27 protein-coding genes, 3 tRNA genes and 1 pseudogene are annotated in these 26,428 nt (G+C 31.7%); 5 read left to right on the forward strand and 26 right to left on the reverse strand.

The features are described from left to right. Position 1: 1 nt before the first annotated feature. The 15 genes and pseudogenes from C0J27_RS01265 to C0J27_RS01340 all read right to left on the reverse strand — a co-directional run bounded on the left by C0J27_RS01265 (position 2) and on the right by C0J27_RS01340 (position 9,842). Positions 2–997, reverse strand: coding sequence for a hypothetical protein (locus C0J27_RS01265; protein ID WP_115585395.1), 996 nt, complete (start codon positions 995–997; stop codon positions 2–4). Positions 998–1,094: 97 nt separating this feature from the next. Then, on the reverse strand, positions 1,095–1,544 hold the full coding sequence (locus tag C0J27_RS01270; protein ID WP_115585396.1) for a hypothetical protein: 450 nt from the start codon (positions 1,542–1,544) through the stop codon (positions 1,095–1,097). Positions 1,545–1,661: 117 nt separating this feature from the next. Next, positions 1,662–1,958: pseudogene (gene tnpA / locus C0J27_RS05785) on the reverse strand (IS200/IS605 family transposase). A gap of 435 nt (positions 1,959–2,393) precedes the next feature. Further along, a complete protein-coding gene (locus C0J27_RS01285; protein ID WP_162801716.1) occupies positions 2,394–3,173 on the reverse strand; it encodes a hypothetical protein in 780 nt (259 codons plus the stop codon). Positions 3,174–3,503: 330 nt separating this feature from the next. After that, complete coding sequence (locus C0J27_RS05660; protein WP_162801717.1) at positions 3,504–3,647, reverse strand: hypothetical protein; 144 nt, start codon at positions 3,645–3,647, stop codon at positions 3,504–3,506. Positions 3,648–4,280: 633 nt separating this feature from the next. Continuing rightward, positions 4,281–5,195: a hypothetical protein gene (locus tag C0J27_RS01295; RefSeq protein WP_115585400.1), complete on the reverse strand. Its 915-nt coding sequence runs from the start codon at positions 5,193–5,195 to the stop codon at positions 4,281–4,283. Positions 5,196–5,206: 11 nt separating this feature from the next. Beyond that, positions 5,207–5,959 carry a hypothetical protein gene (locus C0J27_RS01300; RefSeq protein WP_115585401.1) on the reverse strand — a complete coding sequence of 251 codons (753 nt, stop codon included), beginning with the start codon at positions 5,957–5,959 and terminating at the stop codon, positions 5,207–5,209. Positions 5,960–5,999: 40 nt separating this feature from the next. Beyond that, the gene (locus C0J27_RS01305) at positions 6,000–7,022 is read right to left on the reverse strand and encodes a hypothetical protein (RefSeq protein ID WP_115585402.1); all 1,023 of its coding nucleotides are present in this window, start codon (positions 7,020–7,022) and stop codon (positions 6,000–6,002) included. 119 nt (positions 7,023–7,141) lie between these two features. Next, positions 7,142–8,221 carry a basic helix-loop-helix domain-containing protein gene (locus C0J27_RS01310; RefSeq protein ID WP_115585403.1) on the reverse strand — a complete coding sequence of 360 codons (1,080 nt, stop codon included), beginning with the start codon at positions 8,219–8,221 and terminating at the stop codon, positions 7,142–7,144. Positions 8,222–8,262: 41 nt separating this feature from the next. Next, positions 8,263–8,628 carry a hypothetical protein gene (locus tag C0J27_RS01315; RefSeq protein ID WP_162801718.1) on the reverse strand — a complete coding sequence of 122 codons (366 nt, stop codon included), beginning with the start codon at positions 8,626–8,628 and terminating at the stop codon, positions 8,263–8,265. Between the two features lie 231 nt (positions 8,629–8,859). Continuing rightward, entirely contained in the window at positions 8,860–9,039 is a 180-nt protein-coding gene (locus C0J27_RS01320) for a hypothetical protein (protein WP_115585405.1), read from the reverse strand. A 56-nt stretch (positions 9,040–9,095) separates the two neighbouring features. Further along, positions 9,096–9,407 (reverse strand): hypothetical protein, encoded by a 312-nt coding sequence (locus C0J27_RS01325; protein ID WP_115585406.1) that lies wholly within the window; start codon positions 9,405–9,407, stop codon positions 9,096–9,098. Between the two features lie 85 nt (positions 9,408–9,492). Then, a tRNA-Asp gene (locus C0J27_RS01330) sits at positions 9,493–9,570 on the reverse strand. A gap of 110 nt (positions 9,571–9,680) precedes the next feature. Continuing rightward, positions 9,681–9,756: transfer RNA gene (locus tag C0J27_RS01335), tRNA-Asn, on the reverse strand. Positions 9,757–9,766: 10 nt separating this feature from the next. Further along, positions 9,767–9,842: transfer RNA gene (locus tag C0J27_RS01340), tRNA-Val, on the reverse strand. Between the two features lie 299 nt (positions 9,843–10,141). Here C0J27_RS01340 and C0J27_RS01345 point away from each other — a divergent pair. After that, positions 10,142–10,975 (forward strand): S49 family peptidase, encoded by an 834-nt coding sequence (locus C0J27_RS01345; protein ID WP_115585407.1) that lies wholly within the window; start codon positions 10,142–10,144, stop codon positions 10,973–10,975. 4 nt (positions 10,976–10,979) lie between these two features. Here the strand turns inward: C0J27_RS01345 and mreC are convergent, their stop codons facing one another. From mreC to rsmG, 8 genes are all read right to left on the reverse strand, one after another. Further along, positions 10,980–11,777, reverse strand: coding sequence for a rod shape-determining protein MreC (mreC, locus tag C0J27_RS01350; RefSeq protein WP_115585408.1), 798 nt, complete (start codon positions 11,775–11,777; stop codon positions 10,980–10,982). A gap of 4 nt (positions 11,778–11,781) precedes the next feature. Next, positions 11,782–12,741, reverse strand: coding sequence for a tRNA dihydrouridine synthase (locus C0J27_RS01355; RefSeq protein ID WP_115585409.1), 960 nt, complete (start codon positions 12,739–12,741; stop codon positions 11,782–11,784). A 128-nt stretch (positions 12,742–12,869) separates the two neighbouring features. Continuing rightward, positions 12,870–14,084 carry an ankyrin repeat domain-containing protein gene (locus tag C0J27_RS01360; protein ID WP_115585410.1) on the reverse strand — a complete coding sequence of 405 codons (1,215 nt, stop codon included), beginning with the start codon at positions 14,082–14,084 and terminating at the stop codon, positions 12,870–12,872. A gap of 162 nt (positions 14,085–14,246) precedes the next feature. Beyond that, positions 14,247–15,338 (reverse strand): hypothetical protein, encoded by a 1,092-nt coding sequence (locus C0J27_RS01365; RefSeq protein WP_162801719.1) that lies wholly within the window; start codon positions 15,336–15,338, stop codon positions 14,247–14,249. 80 nt (positions 15,339–15,418) lie between these two features. Next, entirely contained in the window at positions 15,419–16,861 is a 1,443-nt protein-coding gene (gene gatA / locus C0J27_RS01370; RefSeq protein ID WP_252120578.1) for an Asp-tRNA(Asn)/Glu-tRNA(Gln) amidotransferase subunit GatA, read from the reverse strand. Between the two features lie 14 nt (positions 16,862–16,875). Beyond that, positions 16,876–17,157 (reverse strand): Asp-tRNA(Asn)/Glu-tRNA(Gln) amidotransferase subunit GatC, encoded by a 282-nt coding sequence (locus tag C0J27_RS01375; RefSeq protein WP_115585412.1) that lies wholly within the window; start codon positions 17,155–17,157, stop codon positions 16,876–16,878. 25 nt (positions 17,158–17,182) lie between these two features. Beyond that, positions 17,183–18,562 (reverse strand): MATE family efflux transporter, encoded by a 1,380-nt coding sequence (locus C0J27_RS01380; protein ID WP_115585413.1) that lies wholly within the window; start codon positions 18,560–18,562, stop codon positions 17,183–17,185. Beyond that, positions 18,555–19,205: a 16S rRNA (guanine(527)-N(7))-methyltransferase RsmG gene (rsmG, locus tag C0J27_RS01385; protein WP_162801720.1), complete on the reverse strand. Its 651-nt coding sequence runs from the start codon at positions 19,203–19,205 to the stop codon at positions 18,555–18,557. Before rsmG ends, C0J27_RS01380 begins: the two co-directional genes overlap by 8 nt. 178 nt (positions 19,206–19,383) lie before the next feature. Here rsmG and C0J27_RS01390 point away from each other — a divergent pair, with 178 nt between their 5' ends. The 3 genes from C0J27_RS01390 to C0J27_RS01400 all read left to right on the forward strand — a co-directional run bounded on the left by C0J27_RS01390 (position 19,384) and on the right by C0J27_RS01400 (position 21,512). After that, a complete protein-coding gene (locus tag C0J27_RS01390; protein WP_115585415.1) occupies positions 19,384–20,175 on the forward strand; it encodes a hypothetical protein in 792 nt (263 codons plus the stop codon). 61 nt (positions 20,176–20,236) lie between these two features. Further along, complete coding sequence (locus C0J27_RS01395) at positions 20,237–20,866, forward strand: orotidine 5'-phosphate decarboxylase / HUMPS family protein (protein ID WP_115585416.1); 630 nt, start codon at positions 20,237–20,239, stop codon at positions 20,864–20,866. Positions 20,867–21,326: 460 nt separating this feature from the next. Beyond that, a complete protein-coding gene (locus C0J27_RS01400) occupies positions 21,327–21,512 on the forward strand; it encodes a hypothetical protein (protein WP_115585417.1) in 186 nt (61 codons plus the stop codon). Positions 21,513–21,678: 166 nt separating this feature from the next. On the opposite strand, the gene C0J27_RS01405 is transcribed toward C0J27_RS01400, so the two are convergent. Both C0J27_RS01405 and C0J27_RS01410 read right to left on the reverse strand, forming a co-directional pair. Continuing rightward, positions 21,679–22,257 carry a hypothetical protein gene (locus tag C0J27_RS01405; RefSeq protein WP_115585418.1) on the reverse strand — a complete coding sequence of 193 codons (579 nt, stop codon included), beginning with the start codon at positions 22,255–22,257 and terminating at the stop codon, positions 21,679–21,681. A gap of 21 nt (positions 22,258–22,278) precedes the next feature. Continuing rightward, positions 22,279–23,712: a beta-propeller fold lactonase family protein gene (locus C0J27_RS01410; RefSeq protein ID WP_115585419.1), complete on the reverse strand. Its 1,434-nt coding sequence runs from the start codon at positions 23,710–23,712 to the stop codon at positions 22,279–22,281. Positions 23,713–24,082: 370 nt separating this feature from the next. Here C0J27_RS01410 and C0J27_RS01415 point away from each other — a divergent pair, with 370 nt between their 5' ends. Next, positions 24,083–24,571 carry a hypothetical protein gene (locus C0J27_RS01415; RefSeq protein ID WP_115585420.1) on the forward strand — a complete coding sequence of 163 codons (489 nt, stop codon included), beginning with the start codon at positions 24,083–24,085 and terminating at the stop codon, positions 24,569–24,571. A 107-nt stretch (positions 24,572–24,678) separates the two neighbouring features. Here the strand turns inward: C0J27_RS01415 and C0J27_RS01420 are convergent, their stop codons facing one another. Further along, the gene (locus C0J27_RS01420) at positions 24,679–26,418 is read right to left on the reverse strand and encodes an ATP-dependent DNA ligase (RefSeq protein WP_115585421.1); all 1,740 of its coding nucleotides are present in this window, start codon (positions 26,416–26,418) and stop codon (positions 24,679–24,681) included. Between the last annotated feature and the right edge of the window lie 10 nt (positions 26,419–26,428).

Consider the following 26,428-nt stretch of genomic DNA (forward strand, 5'->3'; position numbering starts at 1 on the left):
TTTATTTTTTGCATCTTGTAAGAGCTCTAAACTCTTTTTGAGCAGACTTGCTATCAACACCAGGTAGAGAATATGGACTATCATCTTGAATAGAAAAGCTATCAATAGATGTTTCATCATTTTCTACATCTTTAATTCTATTATCTATCCAATCAATAATTTCAGGTTTAATAGCTAAACGATGATAATCTTTCCAATAAACATATTCTCTTGGTATAACGCCATCATCTCTTTTTTTTATTTCTTGAAGAGCTGCTATGCCAAGCATATTTTTAATCTCTCGAATTATTTCAAGTCTATTTAAAATAATAGTAGTAAATTCATTATAAAAAGGCTGAATACCTCTATCTTCAGTATCAATAATAGTCAATATATTATGGTTCTGTGCATCTCTTATAATATTACGACCACCCCACCAATCTAAAAACCCAGTTTCTTCTACAAATAAAGTTAAATCTTTGACCTCATCAAGTGATAACGAATCTATAAATGAATATTTATCTGTATGATTATTTTCAGCAGGTTCAATACCATTAACAGCAATGATCCAACCTAGATCATCATCTTTAACTAAAGACTTTTTTGCTACAGCAATATAAGTAAGGTTATACTTATTAATAACTTGCTGCATTTTCAGAGCATTTGTTAATCGATCTATATGATAACATTTTTTATACAAAACAGTCTGTGAACTGAATGGAAATGATTTTTTTTGTGTCATGATATTGCCATCTCCACCACAAGAATATTGCAATATTACACTGGTAACGGCTGGAAACCATCCACTACTTTTTTTCAGAAGGGCATCAATTTCCGTACAATGAGAGAATACAGCAAGACGAGCAAGATTTGGATATTCTTTAGGAAGAGACTTCAGTTTATTAAGTCTGGCCAAGCATAGAGTAGCTTGGCCAACTTTATTTTCTAGCTCTTCATGTAAATTTTGATAACGCTCATAACCATCTTGTGTGATGATAATTGCAACATAATTTATCAAAAATAAAAAAAGTTAATTTTTTTCATGATTATCTTCATGTATGGGCATCACAAAATGCAACATTTTTTTCATGCTTTAGCCTCATTATTTAAAAAATTTAAATTATTGAAGCAGCTTGTACACAATCAACTTTTTGCCATAACCAATATAATTTTTCTAAACACTCACTATCTTTTTTATGTTTTTGAAGAAATACCTTAACAACCCCAGGCTTTTCTTTGCCTTGTAATTCCATCATCATAGATATTGCTAAATGTTCAGGTAATGTTTTAAATTGTTCTTCAAATCCCAAATGTATTAATTGAATACGGATATCATTAAGTAACCCAAAATGATGCTCTCCCCCAAAAATACCTATTACAATATCATAATTAAGAATTTTACAAACATCATTACCAAAATAGGCACTCTTAGTAGTTTGATTTCTTATATTTTTCCCAACCAAACAGCCCATAACTCGTAATTTTGGTATTGACCTCGTAAAGCTCATTGCATGTAAAGAAATATCAAAAAATAAAATACCCAAAAAATAAATTAATTTTTTCATTGCATAAATCCTATAAAATAGAGTAATACATAGTAATTAAATATAACGAATAAGTGAATTGCGCACCCAGGCCTAAAGATCAGGTGCTTCTGTAAATGAAAATTATGACTTTTAATTTTATTGATTTTTAATATAATTTTGAACTTTTTCCTCAGAAACAACTCCTACAGTTTCTGAAAAATATCCATCTGCCCAAAAACTATCTTCTCACAAAAATTTTTCTAACTCAGGAAATTTTTTTCGAATTATTCGACTTGATACACCTTTTAATTTACCAACAACATCACAAACTCTATCTGTTGGCTTCAATCGAATCATCAAATGCACATGATCTTCTTGAATATTTAATTTTTTTATTTTCCATTCATTTACATCTACACATTGTTCAAAAAGCTCTTCTAATCTAGCTTTAATAGCTCCTTATAATATTCTTTTTCTATATTTTGGAATCCATACTATATGATACATATATCTGTATTTCGTGTGACTGCCGTTATTATATCTCTTCATATTTCTAATATGCCAAAGAATCTGCATTTCGTAACTTCGTTGCTCAAATCCCGCCTGAATGTACTCGATTCATCCCCGGCCTTAAAAGGCATCGAAGGAGTTTTCTCTCGTTTTTAATAAAACCGATTAAAGTTTAAGAAGGAAGCTGTAATGCATTACCTAATACAAGATACAATTTTTAACATTTTTTTAAAGATATTATGTAAAAATGAAGAACCCCGCAGCAGAGCTGGCGGAGTATCAAACCAATAAAAGGAAGTAGAGCTTTGGGGAATTAAACCCGACTAAGATTAAAGATTAACAAATATCTATGAAATAAAGTTACATACAATTTATATATTAATTCATACCCCGCAAAGTAATTTTAAATCTTGCAGGTTTTTTTATGTCTCTTTCATTTTCTGGAATTTCTAATAATTCAAATTCATCAGATGTATTATCTAATAAACTATGGACAATAAGTTCTTCACAAAACAGTAATTGATATTTAAGTGATTCTACTACAAATTCATATACCTCAAAACCTTGATATTTTTGCTTATCGCCATAATTTCTAAATCTTGGTCTTATAAGATTTGCATTTTCATCTAGCGTATAATTAATAATTAAAGCATCTGAAATTTTCAAGTGTTCAATCTCATTTCTCAAATTATTAACAGTCTCATACCAAGGCTTATAAGTTTCTAATGTTTTTATAACATGATGATCATGAGCTAATTGATTTTTAATTATTTTTATAATAATTCCCATATTGTCACCATTAATATTCTGCTTAAAAATAATTGCCATAACTTTTTGTAATTTTTTAAAAACATTATTTGAATAATTTAAGAAATTATAAACCCCATTATTTAATAAAAAAGAAGGTAATGTGCCTTTTTTTATTAATTCTGATGCTTGCTGTTCAGCATTATCATGTTCTTTAATTACTTTTAATGCTGATTTTTCAGATGTAATCAAATCATTTGTTAGTTCAAACAACCATTGCTTAACTTCATCTTTTTCATTTTGATTAAGTTTATCATTTGAAATTAAATTTAAAATCTCAGACAACCCTAAAATAATACGCGCATTTATTTTATTAGATGAGCCTTCATCAGAAATTTGCTGCCACATCATAATCATTAAGGTCCTTATTTTAAAATATTTTAATTTTACGCAAAAAAAATGAACTCACTTTCATGAATTCATTTTTTTAATTATAATGGCGGCAGTCACTGTGTACACTTCGAACTTTTAGGTGGAGTAATTTGAAAGAACAACTGATGTTTAAAACAATCTAATCATTAAAAATCAAAGAAATAATATTAATTTTTTTCTTTGATTTTTATAAATACACAATTCTATAGATTGATCTTTGTAAATAAAGAGTGACAACTATGGAACCTTTTTAAATTGAAGCTGCTTCGGTCGTTATTAATTTTATTTATTATTTTATTAGCTAAATAATTATGTTCGCACTACATAATGAATATCATTAGCTGTAAATGATGATCCATCTGCAAGATCTCTATGTATAATTTTGCCTGCAACTTGCAGAGCAAAACCTGTTATTTGGATGCTTACATATGATAAATATTTTGCATCATTCATAATAGCTATACCCTCACGAGAATTAACAACAATTTGTTGATAACCAAAGAATGTTTTTGTGCTGAATAAGTTTTATTATAATTATGCAATGATGATCGTACAATATATGCAATATCATTCACTGTGAAGACAGTTCGATCAACAATATGTTGGGTCTTAATAATTTCATTAGTAGTTTTAAAAAATTTATAGACAATGCCATCTTTAGATATGTTTTTTACTTGCTTAAGCAGCGATATTGCTAAATAAGAAAATACAATTTCATGTTTCACACCATCTATAATTTAGATCAGGGTGGATAATCCTATAAAAACACATACCGCATGAACTGCGTCTTCAAACGTAAAAGTTTGTACTTGATAACTTGTACAACACAAAACTGCTATCAATATATTTTTTTAACGTTCATACCTACCTTATAATTTTTTATTAATTGCTTATTTTTTTGACGTTCAATTTCATCATGAATAATAGATGCTCATATTGAAAATTCTGGCTATTTTGGATCACACCAAATATCATAATACCATAATGAACTCACCTTTACGTGAATTCATTATTAAGTACTAACAAACTGACCCGTCATTTTTTTAGCACTTACCTTGAAGTGTTAATTATTTCAACTAAATCAATTTATATCCAGGAATTATCATCCATATCTATACCGTATAAAGAGTTAATTGCTTGTTCTTGCATCACAACATTAGTAACGTTACATGCAATAAAAATATTATTTTTCTTAGATTTTAATTTTGCAATATAATCGATAATAAATTCATCACGAATTCTGCCTACTCGACGAGCTAATACATTCATTCTAGATTGAACAAGTAAAGGATTATGAACATCATAAAACCATTGCTCATCAGCTACATCAAGGTCTTTTTCAAAAATCTTACGATGTATTTCTTTCATTCGATCAAAACTGATTCCAGTATTATAGCTATCATAAAATTTTTCAAATTCAAGATCTAAGCTACCTTTTTTGCGATTACCAAAAAAATTCCCTGTCTGCTGCATTTTTTTATTTTTTTTATATCTATAAAAAAGTTGGCCAACATACGCAAAATCTCGATAGACGATCTCATCTTCTAAAAAATCTTTACTTAATTTAACTTTCAAATATTTTTCATCTGGTTCTAAACACAAAACTGTTATGTTCTGTTGATGCGCTAAGAATTTAAGCAAGCCACCTTTAGTATCAGACTTCATTATGGCATCATGCTCATTATCATAAAGACTGTGCCGCGATCCTTCAATTAAAACAACACATTTTTCACCACCAGTTTGTTTTAAAAATTTATTCCAAAACTCTTGTAATTGAAAACATTGATAATTTTCAGACTCGTAAAGGTCATTTACTCCCAAGCAAAACAAGCTCAAATTATTAACTTTCAAGGAGTAATAATATGAACTATATTGTTTAGTATTAGCATAATCTTCATACGACATAATCAAAGAATGTTTTTTACCGGCATAAACTGATGCGTTAACAGTTATCATCATAGCTATGCTATAAAAAATAAAATTTCTCAACTGTTTTTTCATTAAAATCCTCATTATTTTTCTACAATTCTATACGAACCATAAATTCTAAAAATGTTATTTTTTATATCATGAGGATCTACTGATAATGTCAATTGAACTTCAACGTCTTGGCATTGATTATTTTTTAATCGATCCCAAGATACTGAACAACCGCCATTCGGTCCACCCATCAGAAATTTAAAATCTAATGAACCTTCAGCAACGTTATCAGAAACTATACACATATTTAAGAAAGCTCCATTGTCTTGCGATCGGCTGCCAGACGCATTCACTTCTACAATTTCAATTTGCGCATTGCCATTTAAACAATTGAATAAACTACCATCTACAACAATATTTTTATAATTTTCAACGACAGCATCATGTAATTTTACTTGTTTATAAGCTAAAACATTAAAATGCCAATCATTAACAACATCAACAACTGCTAAATTATATGGAGTCTTATTCACAACAGATCCAATAATTATTCGAGGTAGGCCGTTTTGTCGACGAGTTGGTTGTAATATCTTGTTTTCGGAAACAGAATCATCATTTGAATCTGTACGAGAAACAGAAATTGCTTGATAGCTATCGTTATCTTTTGCATTATTTTCATTACTACAGTCCACAGGAAGCATTGAATATATAAATATTGTTCCACAAGTTATAATAACTGCCCCTGGAAGCCATGTATTTATTCGATCGAGCCAGGATTCATTCGCATCTATTTTTGTCGATGTAGCAAGAAAAATACAAAATAATATACCATATAAACTTTTCATAATTTTTTTTCTTGCATGTATCAATCCTTATAATTTTTTGTTAATTGCCTAATTTTTTGCGTCGTTCAATTTCATTATGAATAATAGATGCACGTGTTGAAGGCCCTGATTCTTTTGGATCACGACAAATATCATAATACCATTGCGAAACAGTACTAGAATAATAGATCGCCCATGGTGTTTTTATATCATTTGAATGATCTTCTTTTCTATTCACAAATGCTTCAAAAAATAATACTGTCCGCTCTAAAATATCTATATCCGCATATCTACAAGCAAATTCATATTCTTGAGGTTTTTGAAATATAAAAATAGTTGAAGACAAAATATAAGCCGCTACAAGTTCACATCCAAAAATATTTCCATTGCGCTCATCCATTTTTGCATGAACTACATCATCCCATGTAGAAATTAAAGATCGGCTATTACTATCAACTTTTAATGTTTTCTGAGATGAATAATATTTTTTTGCACTCTCATCAGTAAATTCTTTATATAAAACTCTTATTGCTTCTAATCCAATAATTACTCCAAAAGTGTATAAATATTTTTGAATCATATGATTATATTCAATTGTTCCTGCTTGACAAAGTATCATAAATTCCTGAACATCCAAAAATAACAATTCTTCATTCGTCAGGGCTTGACCATTAATTTTTTTCTTATAGAAATCATTAATATTTACTAAAATAGTTGATGGACAATAAATTTGATTAAAGGAAGATTTCCACCCTTCATATTCATCTCGTGCATAGCTTCCACGCAATAATTGCTTTGTGTCAAAATGAACTTGTGGATATTTTTTAATAAGATAATTATACCAAGCTTGAACATACGGATATTTTTCTTCCATAACAAGCAAATCTTTTTGCCCCGGTAATGTAGAACAATATTGATATATTGCCGCACTCATTATTCCGGCAGTTGCAATAGATATAACTATTTCTGCTTGCTTACTTGCTGAGAAATTTTTATCATAATCAGAATAGGATAAAATCTCCCCTGGGATACTTAAAAAGATAATACTACAATACATATTATTATAGAATTTTGATCGTTTCATGTAATTAACTCATGTTTTAATTTTTTATTGATTTGTGACAACTATAGATTATCAAGAAATGGCTCTCAAAGCATCTATAATTATTTTGTTAAATTTATTTATCGCTAAAAATACATTTCTTACACGAACAAGGTCTTAAGCTTGTTTTTTAATTCTTCAATTTTTTGAGTCAAATAACCAAATTTTGTATAAAAATCTTCATCATTAAAATATTGATCTCTTGCTTCTAATATTTTAATAACAACTTTTATTTCATCTACATCAAGACTCGATGCTTCTAACGGATTATAATCATTCCATTTTTTAAAGAAAATCCTATTATCCATAATAATCATTATTTTAGATAACATATTTTCTAAAAACTGCTTATCGCAAGAAAATGAACTGTCATAATCAACATCACTTATTTCATAGGTTAACTCATTGATAAAGTTATACATAACATTTAAATCATCCTCAGATATCACATTAAACTTCATGCCAAACTGCCAATATTCAATTTTGCCTATTAATGCATCAATTTCTAAAAATGAACCCCCAATTCTCGTCTCAACATCCCAATCTTCAAAATATAGTGACAATAATTTTAAAGATTTTATAAGCACAGCAACTTCATCTTGATTCAATCTTAATCTCGCCATTAAATCACCAGCACCCCACTTGCTGACAATTATTTTATTTTCTAAAATATTCTGAATATCAGATAATATATTTTCTAAAAATTCTTGATTTTGAGTTTTCGACAAAATAAGACGTAACTCTTGAAAAAACTCGTTTAAAAAATAATTCATAAGAATTACTTCATCATCTGATAAATTATCGCAAGGCATCTGCGATAATAGTTCTTCTATTTTTTTTTGCGTTAATTTAAATTCATACGTTGCAATATCAGCTTTACCGTCATGACTTATATCGTTCATATACTGAGAAATCGCTTGTAATATTTTCATAACCATTTTAATTTCATGTGCATTAAAATAAGATACTTGTATTGTAACATTCATATTATTGACACTTAAATACTTACAATACATTCTGTGATCTACTACCATATTTAATTTATGCAATATATGATTTAAAAAATCTCTATCTCGAGAAAAAAAATTTTGAAAGTCAATATTCCACAACCCATTACAAAACTCACTCATAGTATTATTCATAATAACTAATTCTTTATCTGAATAATTATAAAAAATCATACATACCATCCATCTTAAAAATAATTACAATATTATCTAATTTATTTAGTATCATAAAACTTTTGTATTCCTTCTTTTGGTTGATAAGCAGTTCCTCCATCCGGCGCGTGTTGATTATGAACTATTAAAATATTAGATGCTTCCTGATAATAAATATTTTTACCGCATTCAAATTTTTTATGATTCGGACAAATCGATTTTCTATACAAAGTTTGTGGATCTTCTACAACATTCTGAAGGTGTTGTTGCAATTGCGATCTTGTTCTAATAAAATAATGATTATCTAATTGATTAATTTCATTTTGTAAGTCATTAATAATTGGAACTAATAATTGAGTATCATGCTGATTTTCACGAGCAATTGTAGCTACAATTGGAATTCCATTTTGCTCTACGGCTAAATTCAATTTTATTCCTAATTTTCTTCTATCTACAGGACTTTTACCTGTTTTATTTCCTCCCAAAGGAGCTTTTTTATAATTAGAATCTATCGATTGATCTTGTCATTTCAAGCCAGTTGTTCGATCATAATGCATTAAAATTCTCTTCCAAATTTTTTGAAAGGCACCTAATTTTGCAAGTTCAACAAATCGATGAAAAATAGTTTTCGATGGTCCAAAACATAATGCTAAAGCATCTCATTGGCAGCCAGTTCTCAGTAAATAATACATTCCAGCAATAAGCGCTTTCATTATCTTTTTGAGGTCTGCCAGTTTTTTTGAAGGCATATTTTGCGCGATAAAATTTAAAAATTCTTGCAAAAGTATTTGAGGTATGAGATATTTTTTTGGAATAATTTGTTCATAAGAAAAATTCACGTAAAAACTCCCTTTTGATCTTGTGGTTATGTTTCAAAAGGGAGTTTATTTTTTTATTAATTTTTTTCAACTACTCGAATTTTCAGACAGACTCTTAATATTTCATAACTTTTTTTAATAATTTTTTCTACATCTTGATATGAAATATATAAATTTATATAATGCATCTCAAAAAATTTTATTTTTTCAGAAATTGCAGAATCATAAGTTTTATGTTCATTTATATATTTAAAAGATTTTTCTAATTCAAATAAATCTTGCCTGCATAAAATAATAGCTTCATTATCTGCATTTAATCGCTGACCAATAAATGTTGTAATAATCGTTCCTATCATTCCAAAAATAAAACTAAACCAATCAAAAATCATAACAATCTCCAGGAATAATTTTACTCGTTAATTTTACGCAAAAAAAAATGAACTCACTTTCATGAATTCATTTTTTTAATTATAATGGCGGAGCTGACGGGACTCGAACCCGCGACCTTTCGCGTGACAGGCGAACGCTCTAACCAAACTGAGCTACAGCTCCACTATATCTTTTTATTCAAAACTTATAAAAACAGTATATCAAATTTTAACAATTCTCTACAACATTTTTATTTTTTTGGGGAAATTTCTATTAATTGAACTAATTTTAAATGGCTCCCCGGGCTGGACTCGAACCAGCGACCTAACGATTAACAGTCGTGCGCTCTACCAACTGAGCTACCGAGGAACACAATTTATGGTGGGCGATACTGGATTCGAACCAGTGACCCCCAGTTTGTAAGACTGATGCTCTACCAGCTGAGCTAACCGCCCATAAATTTATATTTAAAATTTCAAAAGTCTTAACTAGACAGATAAAAGATTAACCTATCTTAATTTAAAAGTCAAAAAAAAATTACACTTTTTTTATTTTTTTTAAAATTTATATATTTCAATTAATAATAGAGCAAAAATTACTGTAAAAATTGATATTTTACTGCTAAAAACTATAACTTTAAAATTACATATTTGCTTTTTATAGAGCTTATAATATTTCTTGCTCAAGTAACTTGAATGAGAGTAAGCTATACATAAATTATAAACTCACTACAAAATTATACAAGGAAATTAACATGTCAAAAATAAATGATTTTTTAAAAACCATGATAGGTATTTTTATTATCATATATATTGCACCATCTATTTTTTTTAGTCTGAAAAAACAATGGGCGTATAGCCTAGAAAATCATAATAAAATAGGCTATCTGTCTATTGATGGAAATATGTCACAGACATCATATTATAAAAAACATCTGACCAACTATTTTAAAGATAATTCTATTAAAGCAATTTTGCTCAAAATAGAATCTGATGGTGGGCCACTTGGTTCTTGCCAAGCGTTAGCGTATGACATCGAAAACCTTAAAAAAGAGTTTCCAAAGCCGATAATCTCCTACACAGAAAATATCTGTATTTCTGGAGCATATCAAATTGCCGCTGCAACCGATTATATTGTAGCAACAGGATCATCTATTATCGGTAATATTGGTATGTCGACAACCCCTGCTCACACCATTACAGAGCTTATTGTAAATAATAATAGCTCTTTGCCTCATGATGCAATCAAACATAATGAAATAACTGAGCATCAACAAGCAATGTTACAAAGCCTTGCTGATAATACGTATCAACAACTGACAAAAGAAATTGCAGCAAAGCGACATTTACAACTGAGCAAAATAGACCAATGGGGGCAAGGTAAACTATTTACAGGTCAACAAGCGTATGATTTAAAATTAATTGATGCGATGGGTTCAAAAACCACTGCAATTAATTTAATTAAAAAGAATATTATTCCATCCGATAGAAAAATCGAATGGGTTACGCCAACCTCTCAAGGCTTTATTGCAATATTATTTGATAATAATCATGAAGAAGATGCTGACCTTGATGGGCACTATCTGTAATAAATTAAACGGCTATAAGATACACAAAGTCCAACTGCTTTATATCAATGAGTGGTTGGACTGTTACTTTATACGCAACATCTTGAATATGAAAATTAAGAATCTTCCCCACTGCAAAGCCTTGCGGATAGACTAACCCTTGACCAGTCGAAATCAAAAGATCGCCAACTTGTAAGGTTTCATAATGCGGCACAAAATCAAACCCTGGAGCAAAACTATTATTACCTTCATAGATTCCAACTGATTTGGTTTGAGCGCACATTGCAGTAATTTTGCATCGTTTATCAGTTATTAAAGCTATCTTGCTATAGAGCGGATCAACATGAATAACGCGGCCAATAATGTTATTTTTATAAACCGCAATCATATTGCAACTGATACCTTTGTTTAAACCAGCATCAACCCAATAAAAATGACCTGCATCATCAAACGATCGTAATAACACTTGCGCTAATTGTTGGCCAGAAAAATCATACTTGGTTGCATAATCACGAATCTCTTGCGAGCATTGCTCAAAATTAAGCGTTGTTTCTAGACGTATAACCTGCGCTTGCAAATCATCTTTTTCTAGAACAAGTTTTGCAATATCTTGGTGCAATGCTGCAAGATTAGATTTTTGAGTGAAATATCGAGTTATCGGATCGGTAAAAAATCTTTGAACTCGTAAAATTGGATATAACACATAGGAGGAACTCAGTTCAGCCATACCAGGAGAAAAAAAGAAGAGCCGATTAATCATAAAGCAAAAAAGAAATATGAAAAAGAAACGAACGCACCAATCTTTTAATCCAAGTTCCTGCATGTAACTATCCTAAAAATTCAATCAACCCCTGCACAATTTCTTCTTGGCTTGTTGAAACAACAAGTTTTGAACGCATTGCTGATGCTGATGGGTGACCTTTAATATAAAATGGTAAATGTTTGCGGAAACAGTATAACCCTTTTGGCCCATAATGGTCGATCATTAATTGTAAATGCTTTAAAGCAACTTGCAATAACATTGCTTGCGATACATGATACTCTCTGCCAGCTGCGTTTTCAGCCATTTCAAGAAGTTTCCACGGCTTAGCCCAAATACCACGTCCAATTAAAAATCCATCAACGCCCGTACGATCGTAGGTTAATTGTGCTGTTTTAAAGTTCACAACGTTGCCAGAAAAAATAACTGGAATTTGTAATGCTTTTTTAACTTGTGCTGCAATTTCGTAATCTGGTAAACCTGCAAATTTTTGTGTTTGTAGACGCGGATGAATAGCAATTGCATCAGCACCACAATCTTGTACTAATTTTGCAATATCTAAAGCATTTTTTTCTTTAAACCCTGCGCGAATTTTTACCGTAAAAGGAATATCTAAGCACGATCTAAACTTTTTAAGAATTTTTTCGAGCTGATCTGGATGTGCCATTAACGCAGAACCACAGCATGATGATATAACGTTTTTTGCAGGACAACCCACGTTTAAATCAATAATATCAACGCCTGCTGCTACAATTTTTTCACATGCAGCTTCAATACAATCATCTGAACTTGCAGAAACTTGAAAACTTAATGGTCGTTCCATCTGTTCAAATTTTAATGCTAAGTGACCACCCATTGGAGTTAATATGGAGCGAACATGTCGCATCTCAGTATAGAGTAGTTCTCGTGTTGAAAATCCACGAACTAATTGTCGAAAGGGAGCATCGGTAATTCCATCTAATGGTCCGCCAATAAAACGAGGAACATAGATATTACCTATTTTTATATCTTCTTGCCAAAAACTCATTATGTTTAAATTTCTTTTTAAAAAACCGAAAATGACGACGGATATAGTAAGAATAACAAAATCAGAAAAAATTTAAATGTTTGGCTGAGCTACCATAGAAAATAAGGTCTCTAATTCTTTTATATTACTCATGAACTAACAGGCTGCAGAAACAATTGTCTAATTTTTTGTCGTGCATCTTTTTCAACTTTTATAGCGTTGCGTGGCAGCTCTTCCATTGCAAGACTGTAAGCAGTTTTATTCTCACAATGAGCACGATGCATATCAACTCCTGCATCAAGAAGCAATTTCACTATAGAAACCAAACCTAGATCAACAGCTTTATATAAAGGATCTATACAATCACCAACTGTATTATTTACATGATAACCAAGTTCAATAATTTTTTTAATAACATGCTCATGTTCATTGCAAACGGCGTAATACAAAACTTTTATGACATCCGATTGATTCATATCCAAACCTGGATAATCTAGAAGAGTTAATGCAACATCGCTTATTCCTTTTTGTAAAGGAGATTGAACAGCTACATCTAAAGGTGTATTTCCCATATTGTTTTTTACAGTAATATTCACATCGTGACGATTAAGCAATAGTAATTGAGTCATTTCAACCAGATTTCTTTCTGCAAGAGCATGCAAAGCCGTATTGCCAAGCCCGTCAATTTGATTAACATCACTTGTTGTAAGATCTAAAAGAAATTGAAATGCATCTCTTTTATTATTTTTTGCAGTATACATCAAAGGAGTTCCTTCTTTGCAACTATCTAAAAGATTAATATTTGCACCAAGATCTACCAGAAATTGTGCAATCTGCAGATTGTTTTTCTCTAAAGCTGCTATCAATAAAACTTGTCCTTGTGTGTTTTTATAGGACGACAAGTATGCTTGTAAGGCAGGTTGAAAAAAATCATACTGTAAAACATACGTAAATATTTTATTATCTATGGTGTGTAAGTCTGTACCATTTTTAATGGCATCTTCTATTATCGTAAAAAAATCAGTAGTCAAATGTTTTATTACTATATCTTGAGCTTGGTTAATAGTACTATCTAATAAAGAAACAGTTTGACCTGTATCTTCCTGCACCATCTCATACATATCATGATTGAGCATTTTGCCTAATACAAAATCTTGAAAACTTTGTCCAATCAAACCAAAACCTTCTGCTAAATCAGGATATTTTTGATTAAAGTTATCATCTTTCGTTACAATTTCTTTTTGGAATTGTGTTGCTACAAATTGTTGAGAACCATACGTTTTTTTCTCATGCGCCAATAACACAATGTTGCTACTGCAATAAAAACTCATCAAAAAAAACATAATGTGAGTACGTAATTTCATAAATTATTTTTTTCGATAATAAAAATTTTTTCTTGTAATTAGTATTACCATAACAAATGTTTCAGCTCGAAAACAATATAAAATAATTTTTAAATTTTCATCTCTTCGTGAAGTAAAAAATTAAATTACATAACATACACTATGCTTAAGCTTGAAAGCAGCTCAAGAATATTCATACTCATATCGACCATTATCAAAAAAATATTGTCGATTAATCTGATATTGCTGATTTTCCAAAGTATCTTTATTTGGGCAAGGTCTAAATGCTGTATTGTTTTTTATACCTGCTTTATCTAATATCTGCCAAACATGATAATATTTTTGACATTTTTTCACACAAGAGTTTCTTTCAGGCTGTAAAGCTTTTGATTGTACAACATCCAAAGCAGTTTTTTTATCTTGAATCATCATCGTAAAATCTATTCCATCCTGTAGCAACATATGAATAACAGGAATAAAGAAGGTAACTACTGCCTGGTGACCAAGCGTACGCCCATTCGTATCGTGTGAATTTTGATGATACAACGATTGAGAATGAGACTGAAAATATTCAACTGCCTGAACCAATCGATTATCTTTTACTTGAGAATATTGATAAGGATTGAGATAATGCTGAACAGGTTGATTACAAACAAGCATTAAAGCTGCGACTTCAATTTCATTATGATAGTTAGGTGAATTGGCTGCTTGCTGCATATAACAAAACAAATCAAAATGTTTCTTAGTTACCTGCATCTCATATAATCGAGACGGCGTAAAACTCTCAACATTCAAGGTACTACGAACTACATTATCAAGGTGCTGATAAAAAGGAGTCTCTTTTTCTGTACTTGAACTTGCTGCGTTATACTGATGAGAAAATTTATGTAGCCACAAATCTAACCGTAAATTTTCTTTTATATATTCAATATCATCGTGTTGCCATGAAACAGCTGCTCTTAAAAATTTCTTTTCTCGGTCTTGTTGCCATGCAACATAATCATTGTTTGATGCTTGACTAAAATTCTCTATGACCAAAAAACTCATCACAACTTGCATGAGATCTATTCCAACTTTATCTAATAACATTTGATTATTAAGATCAGGTATTGCAGCTAAAAAATCAGCATATTTTTTACAAGCTTTCACCTTTTTAGCTAATAGTTCCTGTACTTGAATAGCTGTTGTTTCTTGCTCAATACCTTGATTTGCTATAACCAATTGACACTTTACCAACATCAATACATGCACTATCAAAAATATTATTTTATTCATACAACCAACATATTATTATTTTAAAATATAGAATTTTTAATAAAAAAGAGGATCCACAAGGACCCTCTTTTTTTTATGTTTTATACTTTTGGATTTTTTTTATGCCAATCAGTAATTTGCTGATATGCATGACCTACTTGGAATAACTTTTCTTCTGACAAATGTGGTCCAATTAATTGCACACCAATTGGCAAGCCACTATCCGTAAATCCACAAGGAATTGATATTCCAGGAACTCCTGCAATATTAACTGCCGCTGTAAAGTAATCTTGTAAATCCATTTGTAATTTATTGTCATCGTAAGCACCAAACTTAAATGCTGGACAAGCTTGCGTTGGCATTAATAACAAATCAACATCTTTAAACGCTTCGTTAAATTCTCCACGAATTAAGCGCTGCACTTTTTTAGCTTTATTATAATATTTACCTGCATGAGACGAAGACAGTACATAGTTACCAACCATCATACGAATGCGAACTTCTTGTCCAAATCCATCATGACGAGTTTTTGTGTACATTTCTTCTAAATTTGCAATATCAGGGGCTCTAAAGCCATAGCGAACACCATCAAAACGAGCAAGATTTGATGCTGCTTCAGCACGACTTAATATAAAGTATGTTGCTGCTGCATAATCAAGTGCTGGTAACGAAATACGTTGTACCGTAACGCCTGCTTTTTCTAAATCTGTAATTGCTTGTTCTACTACTTTTTTCACTTCAGGATCTAACTCAGCTGCTTCTAAAGCGTTTTCAACAACACCAATACGCAATCCTGTTGGGAACTTACCTGTTAAATTTTCTGTATAATCTTTTTTTGCAAGATCTAACGTTGAAGAATCTTTTTCATCAACGCCTGCAATTGCTGAATAGACAAGAGCATTATCATACACCGTGTGCGTAAAAACACCCACTTGATCAAATGATGATGCGTATGCAATAACACCAAAACGAGATACTGACCCGTATGTAGGTTTTAAACCAACTAAATTACAAAATCCAGCAGGTTGACGAACTGAACCACCTGTATCTGTTCCCAAGGCCCATGGCACAAGCCCTGCAGCAACCGCTGCAGCAGATCCACCACTTGACCCACCAGGAACACGAGATGTATCCCATGGATTTGCTGTTTTACAATATGCAGAAGTTTCTGTTGAACTTCCCATCGCAAATTCATCCATATTTGCTCGACCAACAAGCAATGCGCCTTCTTCTTTTAATCGAGAAATTACGGTCGCATCATAAGCTGCTGTATAATTTTCTAAAATTTTTGAACCACATGATGCAATTCGGCCTTCTTGATTAATGTTATCTTTAATCAAACCAGGAATACCTGCTAAAAGGCCTTTTCCTGAAAAGCTTTTTAAAATTGATGCTTTATCAAAAACTTCAAGAGCTGATTTTATAGTAGGATCAATAACAGCAAACTGTTCTAAATAAAAATCTAAAACCTGTTCAGGTGTTACTTCTTTTTTTTCTATAAGCGATTTGATTTCTTGAATCGTAGCGAATTTTAAATCTATCATGATGTAGGTATCCTCTATTTTTCTATAATTTTTGGAACAACAAAGTAGTTATCTTGTGATTCAGGAGCTTGTTGTAAAATTGTCTGAGAATCAAATGAATTGACTATATCTTCTCGCTGGCGATTAACATTCTTACTTGAAGGAATATCGACATCTTTTGCCATGTCTTGAACGCGTACAGCATATTCAAGTACATCTTGTAGTCGTTGTACAACCGCATCGATTTCGTTATCATTAATTGTTAATTTTGTAAACGAAGCTATTTTCAAAGCTTCATCTTTCGTAATTTTGTCCATGATCTACCTTTTCGTAAAAAAAATTTTACTGCCTTTTTGCTAATTTTTTAATATACACAATACTCATCAAGCCGTTTCCGATGAAAAAAGAACTATAAATTATAAAAAATTTAAGAACATCTGATTGTATCGGCAATAATGACAATGCATATGATGTGGGCATAAAATAAAAAATAATGATACAAACTCTTGTTATCATAACTGTTTGCGCGTTAAAAGAGCCGCGCAATGCTCCAGATAATATTAATTGTAGCAAATCAATAAAGACAAATAAACTCAAAGCAGGAAATACTTGTGCTGCAATGCAACCAATTTCTTTGTTATGTCCAATAAAGTCTACAATCTGAACAGCGTAGAATGAACCAAACGCAAGTAAAACTGCAATCATTATCGATGATAAAAAGAGTACTTTGATAATATTTGCTTTAATATCTGACCATTTATGACTGCCAACATCATTACTCACTAAAAATGTAATAACTTGTGCAAATGCTGTTGCAGGCAAAAATACCATGCGTTCCATTAATTTCATAACCGAGAAATTTGCTAATGCATGTTGCCCTATTGGTACTAAAATTATCGATAACCACACATACGCCCATGCCATAATTGCTTTATCGATAACAATAGGAAACGATAACCACAGTAACTTCATAATCTCTGAAACACTTTGAGCGTCTGGTTTCATGCTAATTTCATACTTCTGGTTAGCAGAAAAACAAAAAACATAGATTGCTGCACACACAAGCATGACAAAATATTGAACTAAGTAAGCAACAGCAGATCCCTGTAACCCAAGTGCTGGAAAACCAAGTTTTCCAAAAATCAGACAATAATCAAAAAATATAAAAACTATCGAACCGATAGCAAATAAAATCATGGGAACAAAGGTGTTTTTAATTGATCGTAAAAAACCTATAAAAGCAAAACAAACAAACATAAAAAACATGGCAATTGCACGAATTCGTAAAAACGGCAAACCAAGATATATCATATGATCTGAAAAATTAAAAAATTTATAGATCCAATAACCACCAAGGTATACCGTGCAGCTAATAAGACCACCAACAATAACGCTTGCCCATAAAGCGTTGACAAATGATCGACCAACATCTTTATAATTTTTTAGGCCATTATGATACCCTGCCATAGCAACGGTACCAATAGACAAACCTTCAGCAACCTTCACAAATATATTTAAGCAATTATCAACAACTCCTGAAATGGTATAAATCTCAGTTGATTTTAAATGCCCAATAAAAAAACAGTCCACAAAGTATGGTAAAGAGTACAAAATCAAAGCAGTAATAAATTCTGGATAAAAATATCGTAAAATAGTTTTATACGACTGTCCTTGCTGCATGGTAAATAAAGATCGAATGACACCCAATCTTTGTTTATTCACCAGATTTATCCTTGAAAAAAACAAGTCTGCGTAACTTATGATCGACTGAATAACTTTCTTCACGGTCTAAAAATTGAGCTTCTCGTTGTGTTGCATTCCAATATTTTGATGCCCAATAAACTAACGTTGAATGCTTTAATGCTGATGAACCTTTAAACATTCTTTGTAATTCTTCAACTGATAACGAAGCTCGTGCAATAACAACATCAGGTGTTTGGTCATAGCCTCGTAAAAACGAACGCCAATCAAGATCGCACACTTCTACATCTTCAAGACCAAGTCGAACTGCAACTTCTTCTAAAAACGTAACTTTTTTTTGATTAACTTCGATTAATAATATCTGTAAATGAGGATACATAATCTTTAATGGAATACCTGGCAAACCACCACCAGTTCCAACATCGATAAGCGATGTGCATGCAGTAAGATCCATTTTTTCTGATAAAGCGAGCGCATCAGTGAAATGGTCTCCAACGATACTTTCAAAATCAGTAATCGCTGTAATGTTAAATTTTTGATTTTCTTGAATTAAATACGCTAAGTAGGATAAGAATTGCTCTTGTTGCTTTGCTGTTAAGGAAAATCTCCCAACAAAACTACCCCAAACTCTGTTTTCTTGTTCTGTTTTATTTTGTAATAGCATCTTTGTTTTTATCATTATAAAGATTAGAAGATTAACGTTGTTCAACATACCACGAATCAAGAAATATGTGTATTAAATAATTTCTTCACATACAACATTTTTTACAAAGAAGATAATAAAATCATAGCCTTTTTCAGAGTAAAATTGCTAATATGATTTTAATAGAAAGGATTCTTTAATGAAAAAATTAAATATTTTGTATGCAATAAGTTTTATGAGCTTACTTTTTCAGACAAATCTACATACAGCAGAAAGCGTCATTACTTTTTTTATTAAAAATGAACGCCCTGAAGTAAAATTAGACAATGACCCTGCGCTTGCTGAGTTTGTTTCTGGCAAACTGCCTCAGCCTTCATATGTTATTGGAAAAGATGATGAAATAAGCTCATCACGAATAGACGGAGTTCGTGGCATACCTGCAACGTACCTTGGTTACATTGCAACATCTGACAGAAATGGGCAAATCTCTTTCCCTCGCAAACAACAAAATGATACGATACATCTTATTATTACACCAAGAATCAATCCAATATTTATGATACACCCAACATTAGTTCATCACTGGGAAATTTTGCCATCGCAACCAGTTGAAATATACGAAATTACAAGAAAAAAAGATAAAAAATTAAATAGTTACTATTTTGACATTATCAATGTAAGTACAGCTATCAAAAATAAAAAATTTGATGAACAAAAAGCTGAAATGTATAAAAATATACTTGCGGGCAAACAAGCAATACCACTGAACACTATTACTATATTTGCTGACCCAAAAACTATTCAAGTCCCTACAGGAATATCACAAAACTACTACTCAACCAATTTTATATTACCGACACTTGTAGGGCGAGAAGTTGATACCAAAGAAAATTCACTTTACACGCTTTCAATAAAACAGTACTTTGAACAGGTAAACACAACAAGTAAAAGTGATGCTGCTCATTTAGCTACCATGATTGCAAATCAATAGATATAATGCGATTCATTGCATATAAAAAGGTTTTTTTAGTTTTAGAAAGATAAGGATATTTATGAAGCTTCAAATTGCTCTTGATTTATTAGATTTACAAAAGTGTCTTGATGTTGCAAAATCAGTTGAACACTGTGCAGATAGTTTTCAAATTGGACTGCCGCTTTTGTTACAACATGGAGTTCATATACTTGAAGAGTTTCGCACTGCTTTTCCTGATAAAGAAATTTTTGCAGAAACACAAATTATTAATCATGAGCAAGATATTGCTTCAATGTGTCTAAAATCTGGTGCAACATGGATCTCTGTTATGGCAGGAACAACAAAAGAAGCTATTCATGCTGTCTCAGGGCTTGCAAGCCAAAAAAATAAATTTGTCATTATGGATCTTTTTAATTCAAATTCAATTGGCCAGTCTGCCATGGACGCTAAAAAGCTTGGAGTTGATGCTCTTTTATATCACAACACCTACCAAGAAAATACCGAAACTGAATTTGCAATTGAAGAGTGGGATGATTTACGTGGAAACAGTAAATTACCTATTTTCATTCGGGCAAATATTAATCGAGATAATATTAATTTTATACTTTCACTTAAACCTGATGCTCTTATTATTGGACGTGCTATTACACAAGCAAAAAATCCAGTTGAAGAAGCTGAATTTTTCTTGAGTTGTATACAAAAAGCATAAGATTATATTCAAAGAATCATGAACGTTATTGTACCTAAAAAATTTAGATACAATAACGTTTTTCAATTTTTAAGGTAGCCAGTACCTGAGCTTGAATACATGCTTGACCAAGCACTGCAATGCATAACGTCGCCATAAATATCTGAATTATTGATTTCATTTTTGCTCCCCCTAAAAATCAAAGTAATTTCCTAATTGCAATAATGACACATATTGCAAATGAAACGCCAGAGTATTACAACGAAATATCACCATACATCTATTACATAGATACTTTGATCACATAAAAAATCATCCAGCATATATTCTATTAGAGAATATATGCTGGATCTTACTAAAATTACATACCAGCAAAACACACCTATGCTGCAAAAATAGATACAACTATTGCACAACAATCTCTACATCTGCTCTAATCGTAATACGTGGTATAAAAAGTTATAAAAATAAAGGATATGTCATGAAAGATATGAAAATGGTCGCAATGATTGCTGCAGTTTTAGCAATTGTAGGCATTGGTTATTATTATATGAATTGTCATAAAATTGCTTCAGTGAAAATTCAAGCTGTCGCGGTTGATAAAAATGGACCTGGAATACCATCTAAAAGTAATACCATCTCTTACATAAGCGGGAGTGCTGCGTAATCATTTTGAATAACTAATGGTAAAATTCGTTCTTATTAATTAAAAAACAAACACAAACTAAAGTAAGTAAAATAATTTAGTTTTTTACAATAAAAATCCCGGACTTACTATCCGGGATACAAATAACAATGATGATCAAATTTAAAATATACTCGCACTGCTTTTGTTAATTAAAACGATATCCAATCCCAACTCCAAGCAACCCTGCATTAACTGGAGTTTGCCCTGCATCAACACCAAAATTATCAAATTTAACAAATGAATAATCAAAATATAGATCAACAAACAGTGAATGAGGAAGATCAAAAATAACACCCATTTTTGCAATGCCCCCACAGCTCCATTGGCTTTGCAATACTAATAGTTCAGCTGATATCCGGTCAAATGTTGTAAGGTGAGTTGGCTGAACTCCAAGCCCCAGATAAAAATCACCATGCTCAAAAGGCACAAAATATTTAAGACCAAGCGCAAAATTTACTATCGTCATTTTTGTTGGGTTATTAAGCTCAACCGTATTTCCATGTTTAACAAGAAAATCAATACTACCAAAACCATACACATGATCAAAACCACTGCCTACGGTAGCCTCTCCACCAAAATTTCCACAATAATGGTACATATCTCTAAAAATTTCACTCGTCGGAAGAAATGCAGCACCTTTCACTTCAAGGAGTACATCGTGCGCTACGACTGGAATAACCATGCTCATGAATGTTATCAATGCTATCAATTTATTATATGTCATACAATTTCCTATGATTTAAATTTAATTAGGTACAAGATTGCTTGATTGCCCACCAATAACAACTTCAACCGGAGCTGATGTTATTCCAGCTTCATTTGTTCCGGTAATATAATAGGTATACATCGTATTTGCTGCTTTATTATGATCATAAAATGCAAACGTTTGCCCTGCAAATACTGAACCAATTTGGTCAGTTAATGCAGCATCTCTGTAAATTGCATAACTCACTGGTAATGAACTACCAGAAACCGTCCATGTTACCTGATTAACTAATTCAACGCGAGTTAAAAATCTATTTTGAATTTGAGTCCCTTGAGCTTGAATTTCAAATGTTGGCAAGCCAATAACATTGACAGTGTTAGAAACAAAATTAGAAACATAGGCAAACTGACCAGATGGTGAAATGACAATATTTGCAGGAGATTGTCCCACCGCAATAGTTTGAGAAACTACACTATTTGTAGCTGTGTCAATAATATTTACGGTACCTTCTCCCGGCACTAAAATATTAACCGTTCCCACCAGTGTTGCTCCATCATAGACTCCATTTGAACTATATAATGCATTATAATTTGATGCATAAGCAAACTTGCCATCTGGTGTTATCGCTAAACCAGCAGGCTGTATTGCAAGATCAATAGTTGCAGTAATCGTATTATCAGATAAATCAATAACTGAAACGGTTGTTCCTATCGGTATAAAATTATTACTACCAAAATTTGTTACATACGCAAAATTATCATCTGGTGTTATTGCAATCGCAAACGGTCCAGATAGTCCTGCTGGAACTGGCGTTGTTACACTATTATCGCTGGTATCAATAACACTCATTGACCCCGTACCAAGATCGCCATCAACATAATTAATAACATATACCAAAGCTCCATCTGAGCTCATTGCAAGAGCTGCTGGTGCTATACCAACTGGAATTGATGCTCCTACAATTACATTTGTTAATAAATCAACAACCCTAACAGTGGAACCATTTCCACTTGGTTGTGGACTGCCTGCTCCATAATTATTTACATAACCTGTAGCACCATCGGGACTTATTACCATGCCTGAAGGACCGTCAAAACCTGTAATCACAGCTTCAACTGTATTGTCTTCAAGATCAATAACCGTAACGGTTGTAGAATTACTATTCGTTACATAGGCAAATGTTCCTGCAGGATTAATTGTTATTGTGTAAGGTTGATTAAAACTTGCATCAAAAATCGTTGTAACCAGTGAATTATCAGCTAAATTAATGACGGTAATACTATCTAAACCAGATAATTCATAATTATTATTGTTTGCAATATACAAAAAATTACCATCTGGAGTAATTGCCATACCTGTTGGAGTAACCCCAGTATTTATGGTTGCAACCACTGTATTGATTGGAGCTGAGCATGCCAATGTTAAGCAAAATAAAAAGCTAGCTCCAAATATTTTTAATAATTTGAGGGTCATGAATTACACTTTCTTAAAAAAATATTAGAATATTAACGATGTTATTGAAAAATAATTACTGCTAAGTGTCAAGATATTCTTCCCTTTCTACGATCCAAACGTGTTATTTTTTTGTCCTATGTTTTTTACAAAATTTAAGTTTTCTGCAAATAAAGTATTAAAAATCAACACAGTCAGTAAAACTTTCACGGCAATAAAAACATCCTTTTCATAAATACTTTCAATAAAAACTAAACAGTTTATGAAAATAATAAATATTCAAATTATTGCTATGGTAGGAGTAAAACTGCTAGAATATTTTCAGCTAGAAAATTTAAAAACATAAAAATCAAAATAAAAAATATGATTTTTTTGAAAAAAGGAGAAAATAATGAAAAATTTAAATATTACCTTAATGGCAATCTTAATGACTGGAATGGGAAGTAATTTATTTGCGTCTAGCCAATCTAATATAAAAAAATCAAATACAGATGAATTTAATAACGTTTTATCTGCAATAGAATCAATATCAGATGAATATGAAAAATGTTTTGATGAAAAACTAAAGACAGAAAAATTAGAAGATGTTTTGAAAATTTGCAAAGAACCTTCACATAATAAACTTGTAAAGGATCCTACAATCAATAATTACTTAAAAAAGTTACAAGATGCTGCTGTCAATAATAGTGTAAAATTTAATGCAATGTTTAATGAAATCTTATCTCAACTTAAGACTTCTTCACATATAAATCCTACTGATAATCCATATATAAACTTAAATATCGATTCAAATAAAGCAATGCAAGATATTGCAAAGATTCAAACTTTAAACTGGGATACATTTTTTGAATACATTAATAGCTTATTACCATTAAAATAATTGATTAGATTATTGAGTTAGTCTTATAATTTAATAATTATTGCGATCAAGAGAGATAAAAATTGTATAATTTTTATCTCTCTTCTTACTATCTATTCAATAACAAACTATTGTTGATACTGAATCTCATACAAATGCGCAAGCTCTGTACTTGTTGTTGCATCTTGAGCTGATTTATCAGTACGATACTGTACAAATCGCGGAAAACGTAATGCAAAACCTAGGTGATCATCAGTTTTACCTGCTGTATGCAATGGAGACTTCGTAATATCGTCTGCACGAATTTCACACACAATTTCAGGATGCACCCACACATCAGTATATAAACTTTTTGCAACAGAAACATTCTCAAGCTTGTTTGCAATTACAACAGCATCGCAACGATTTTTTAATTGAATAAATTCGATATCTGTCATACCTGTGCCAACTTTTGCAACCGATTCAAACGCATCCGTTTGTTCATTATAAACACCGACTAAAAATGCACCGATTCCTAATGAGGCTCTTCTACCCTGCCCAACGTAATAGCCAAGCACAACAGCGTCGATAGTGTCACCTAATTTTTGCCCTGTGCGACGTTTTAACTTTATCCAATTAAAGTTGCGCTTACCCGGTTGGTACATTGCATCTTGTTTTTTTACCACAAGACCTTCAAGCCCTGCTCCAATCGTCTGCAAAAAATAGTCTTCTAATTGCTGACCAGTAGACACAACTTGTTCATCGATCAAGAAAACATCTGAATGTTTTAAAGATGCAACAACATCACCGAGCTTTATTCTGCGTTGTGCATGAGTTAATCCAAGTGTTGATTCATTGTTAAGATATAATAAATCAAAGAGGTATACACGAAGTGGAATATCGTGGCTTGCTTGCTCAATATTATGTTTGCGTTTTCGCTTTACCGTTTCTTGAAACTGTAAAAACGTATCGGTCTCAAGATCATACCCAATAGCTTCGCCCTCGCAAATTAAATTTTGTACAGGAAGTTGCATAATCTGTTGTGCAATCTCGGGAAACATATTGGACATATCAATTAAGTTACGAGAATAAAATTTGACCAGTGGTACGTCGCCAGTTTTATCAAGGTGAATTTGCAAGCGAAAGCCATCTAATTTTGGTTGCGCAACGCAGGTGCCAAGTTTATCAACAACTTCTTGTGAGGTTGCAAGACGCTCTGCAGCAGATGGACGAATTGGAACACCAACAATTGATTTCATATTTTCAACTGCTGTAATGCCATCTTGTTTTAAATTTTTAGCAACCAAACCTAAGTCTGCACAAATATTATAAGCATTTTCTAACATAGGACGAATCGATTTATTGCCCACCGCCATACATGAAAAAGCATCAAGCAATGTCATATCCGAAAAACCAAGGCGTAAAGTCTTGGTAATCATGCGAATAATATATTTTGCTGATAGGCTATCAACTTGTTGAAGCAATGCAACCAGATTCTGTAATTTTAATTCTGTTGAACCATTGCCATGCAGATTGGCACAAACAACAAGCTCATGGTACACCTGCTCAATGGACAACCCTGTATCAACTCCATGCCAACCCTGGCAAATCACATCGCCTAAATCGCCAATATTCTTATATTCTTGTAAAACATCGGCAGCAGTTCTATCTAACAGTACAGCAATAATTTCGACTAAACCTTTTTCTGCAATATTAAATTGAACGTTTTCATACGATGAATACAAATCACCCATCGAAATGTACGTAACGATCTGCGCTTCTTGCGGACTCATGTTTTGTAAACAACCTGCAAGTAACATTGTTTTTTCTGTTCTACTTGCGGTGCGTTCAATCGTCTCAAATAGTTGTGCGACGTGAGAAAAATTCATTTTTTACTAC

It is taken from the genome of Candidatus Chromulinivorax destructor (genome assembly GCF_003366055.1).
GTDB classification, from domain to species: domain Bacteria; phylum Babelota; class Babeliae; order Babelales; family Chromulinivoraceae; genus Chromulinivorax; species Chromulinivorax destructor.

Bases quoted from the DNA above. Each gene is read 5' to 3' on its own strand.
- C0J27_RS01270 (WP_115585396.1), bottom strand. From the start codon at position 1,544: ATGAAAAAATTAATTTATTTTTTGGGTATTTTATTTTTTGATATTTCT.
- C0J27_RS01285 (WP_162801716.1), bottom strand. From the start codon at position 3,173: ATGATGTGGCAGCAAATTTCTGATGAAGGCTCATCTAATAAAATAAAT.
- C0J27_RS05660 (WP_162801717.1), bottom strand. From the start codon at position 3,647: ATGAATGATGCAAAATATTTATCATATGTAAGCATCCAAATAACAGGT.
- C0J27_RS01295 (WP_115585400.1), bottom strand. From the start codon at position 5,195: ATGAAAAAACAGTTGAGAAATTTTATTTTTTATAGCATAGCTATGATG.
- C0J27_RS01300 (WP_115585401.1), bottom strand. From the start codon at position 5,959: ATGAAAAGTTTATATGGTATATTATTTTGTATTTTTCTTGCTACATCG.
- C0J27_RS01305 (WP_115585402.1), bottom strand. From the start codon at position 7,022: ATGAAACGATCAAAATTCTATAATAATATGTATTGTAGTATTATCTTT.
- C0J27_RS01310 (WP_115585403.1), bottom strand. From the start codon at position 8,221: ATGATTTTTTATAATTATTCAGATAAAGAATTAGTTATTATGAATAAT.
- C0J27_RS01325 (WP_115585406.1), bottom strand. From the start codon at position 9,407: ATGATTTTTGATTGGTTTAGTTTTATTTTTGGAATGATAGGAACGATT.
- C0J27_RS01345 (WP_115585407.1), top strand. From the start codon at position 10,142: ATGTCAAAAATAAATGATTTTTTAAAAACCATGATAGGTATTTTTATT.
- mreC (WP_115585408.1), bottom strand. From the start codon at position 11,777: ATGCAGGAACTTGGATTAAAAGATTGGTGCGTTCGTTTCTTTTTCATA.
- C0J27_RS01355 (WP_115585409.1), bottom strand. From the start codon at position 12,741: ATGAGTTTTTGGCAAGAAGATATAAAAATAGGTAATATCTATGTTCCT.
- C0J27_RS01360 (WP_115585410.1), bottom strand. From the start codon at position 14,084: ATGAAATTACGTACTCACATTATGTTTTTTTTGATGAGTTTTTATTGC.
- C0J27_RS01365 (WP_162801719.1), bottom strand. From the start codon at position 15,338: ATGAATAAAATAATATTTTTGATAGTGCATGTATTGATGTTGGTAAAG.
- gatA (WP_252120578.1), bottom strand. From the start codon at position 16,861: ATGATAGATTTAAAATTCGCTACGATTCAAGAAATCAAATCGCTTATA.
- C0J27_RS01375 (WP_115585412.1), bottom strand. From the start codon at position 17,157: ATGGACAAAATTACGAAAGATGAAGCTTTGAAAATAGCTTCGTTTACA.
- rsmG (WP_162801720.1), bottom strand. From the start codon at position 19,205: ATGCTATTACAAAATAAAACAGAACAAGAAAACAGAGTTTGGGGTAGT.
- C0J27_RS01390 (WP_115585415.1), top strand. From the start codon at position 19,384: ATGAAAAAATTAAATATTTTGTATGCAATAAGTTTTATGAGCTTACTT.
- C0J27_RS01395 (WP_115585416.1), top strand. From the start codon at position 20,237: ATGAAGCTTCAAATTGCTCTTGATTTATTAGATTTACAAAAGTGTCTT.
- C0J27_RS01400 (WP_115585417.1), top strand. From the start codon at position 21,327: ATGAAAGATATGAAAATGGTCGCAATGATTGCTGCAGTTTTAGCAATT.
- C0J27_RS01405 (WP_115585418.1), bottom strand. From the start codon at position 22,257: ATGACATATAATAAATTGATAGCATTGATAACATTCATGAGCATGGTT.
- C0J27_RS01410 (WP_115585419.1), bottom strand. From the start codon at position 23,712: ATGACCCTCAAATTATTAAAAATATTTGGAGCTAGCTTTTTATTTTGC.
- C0J27_RS01415 (WP_115585420.1), top strand. From the start codon at position 24,083: ATGAAAAATTTAAATATTACCTTAATGGCAATCTTAATGACTGGAATG.
- C0J27_RS01420 (WP_115585421.1), bottom strand. From the start codon at position 26,418: ATGAATTTTTCTCACGTCGCACAACTATTTGAGACGATTGAACGCACC.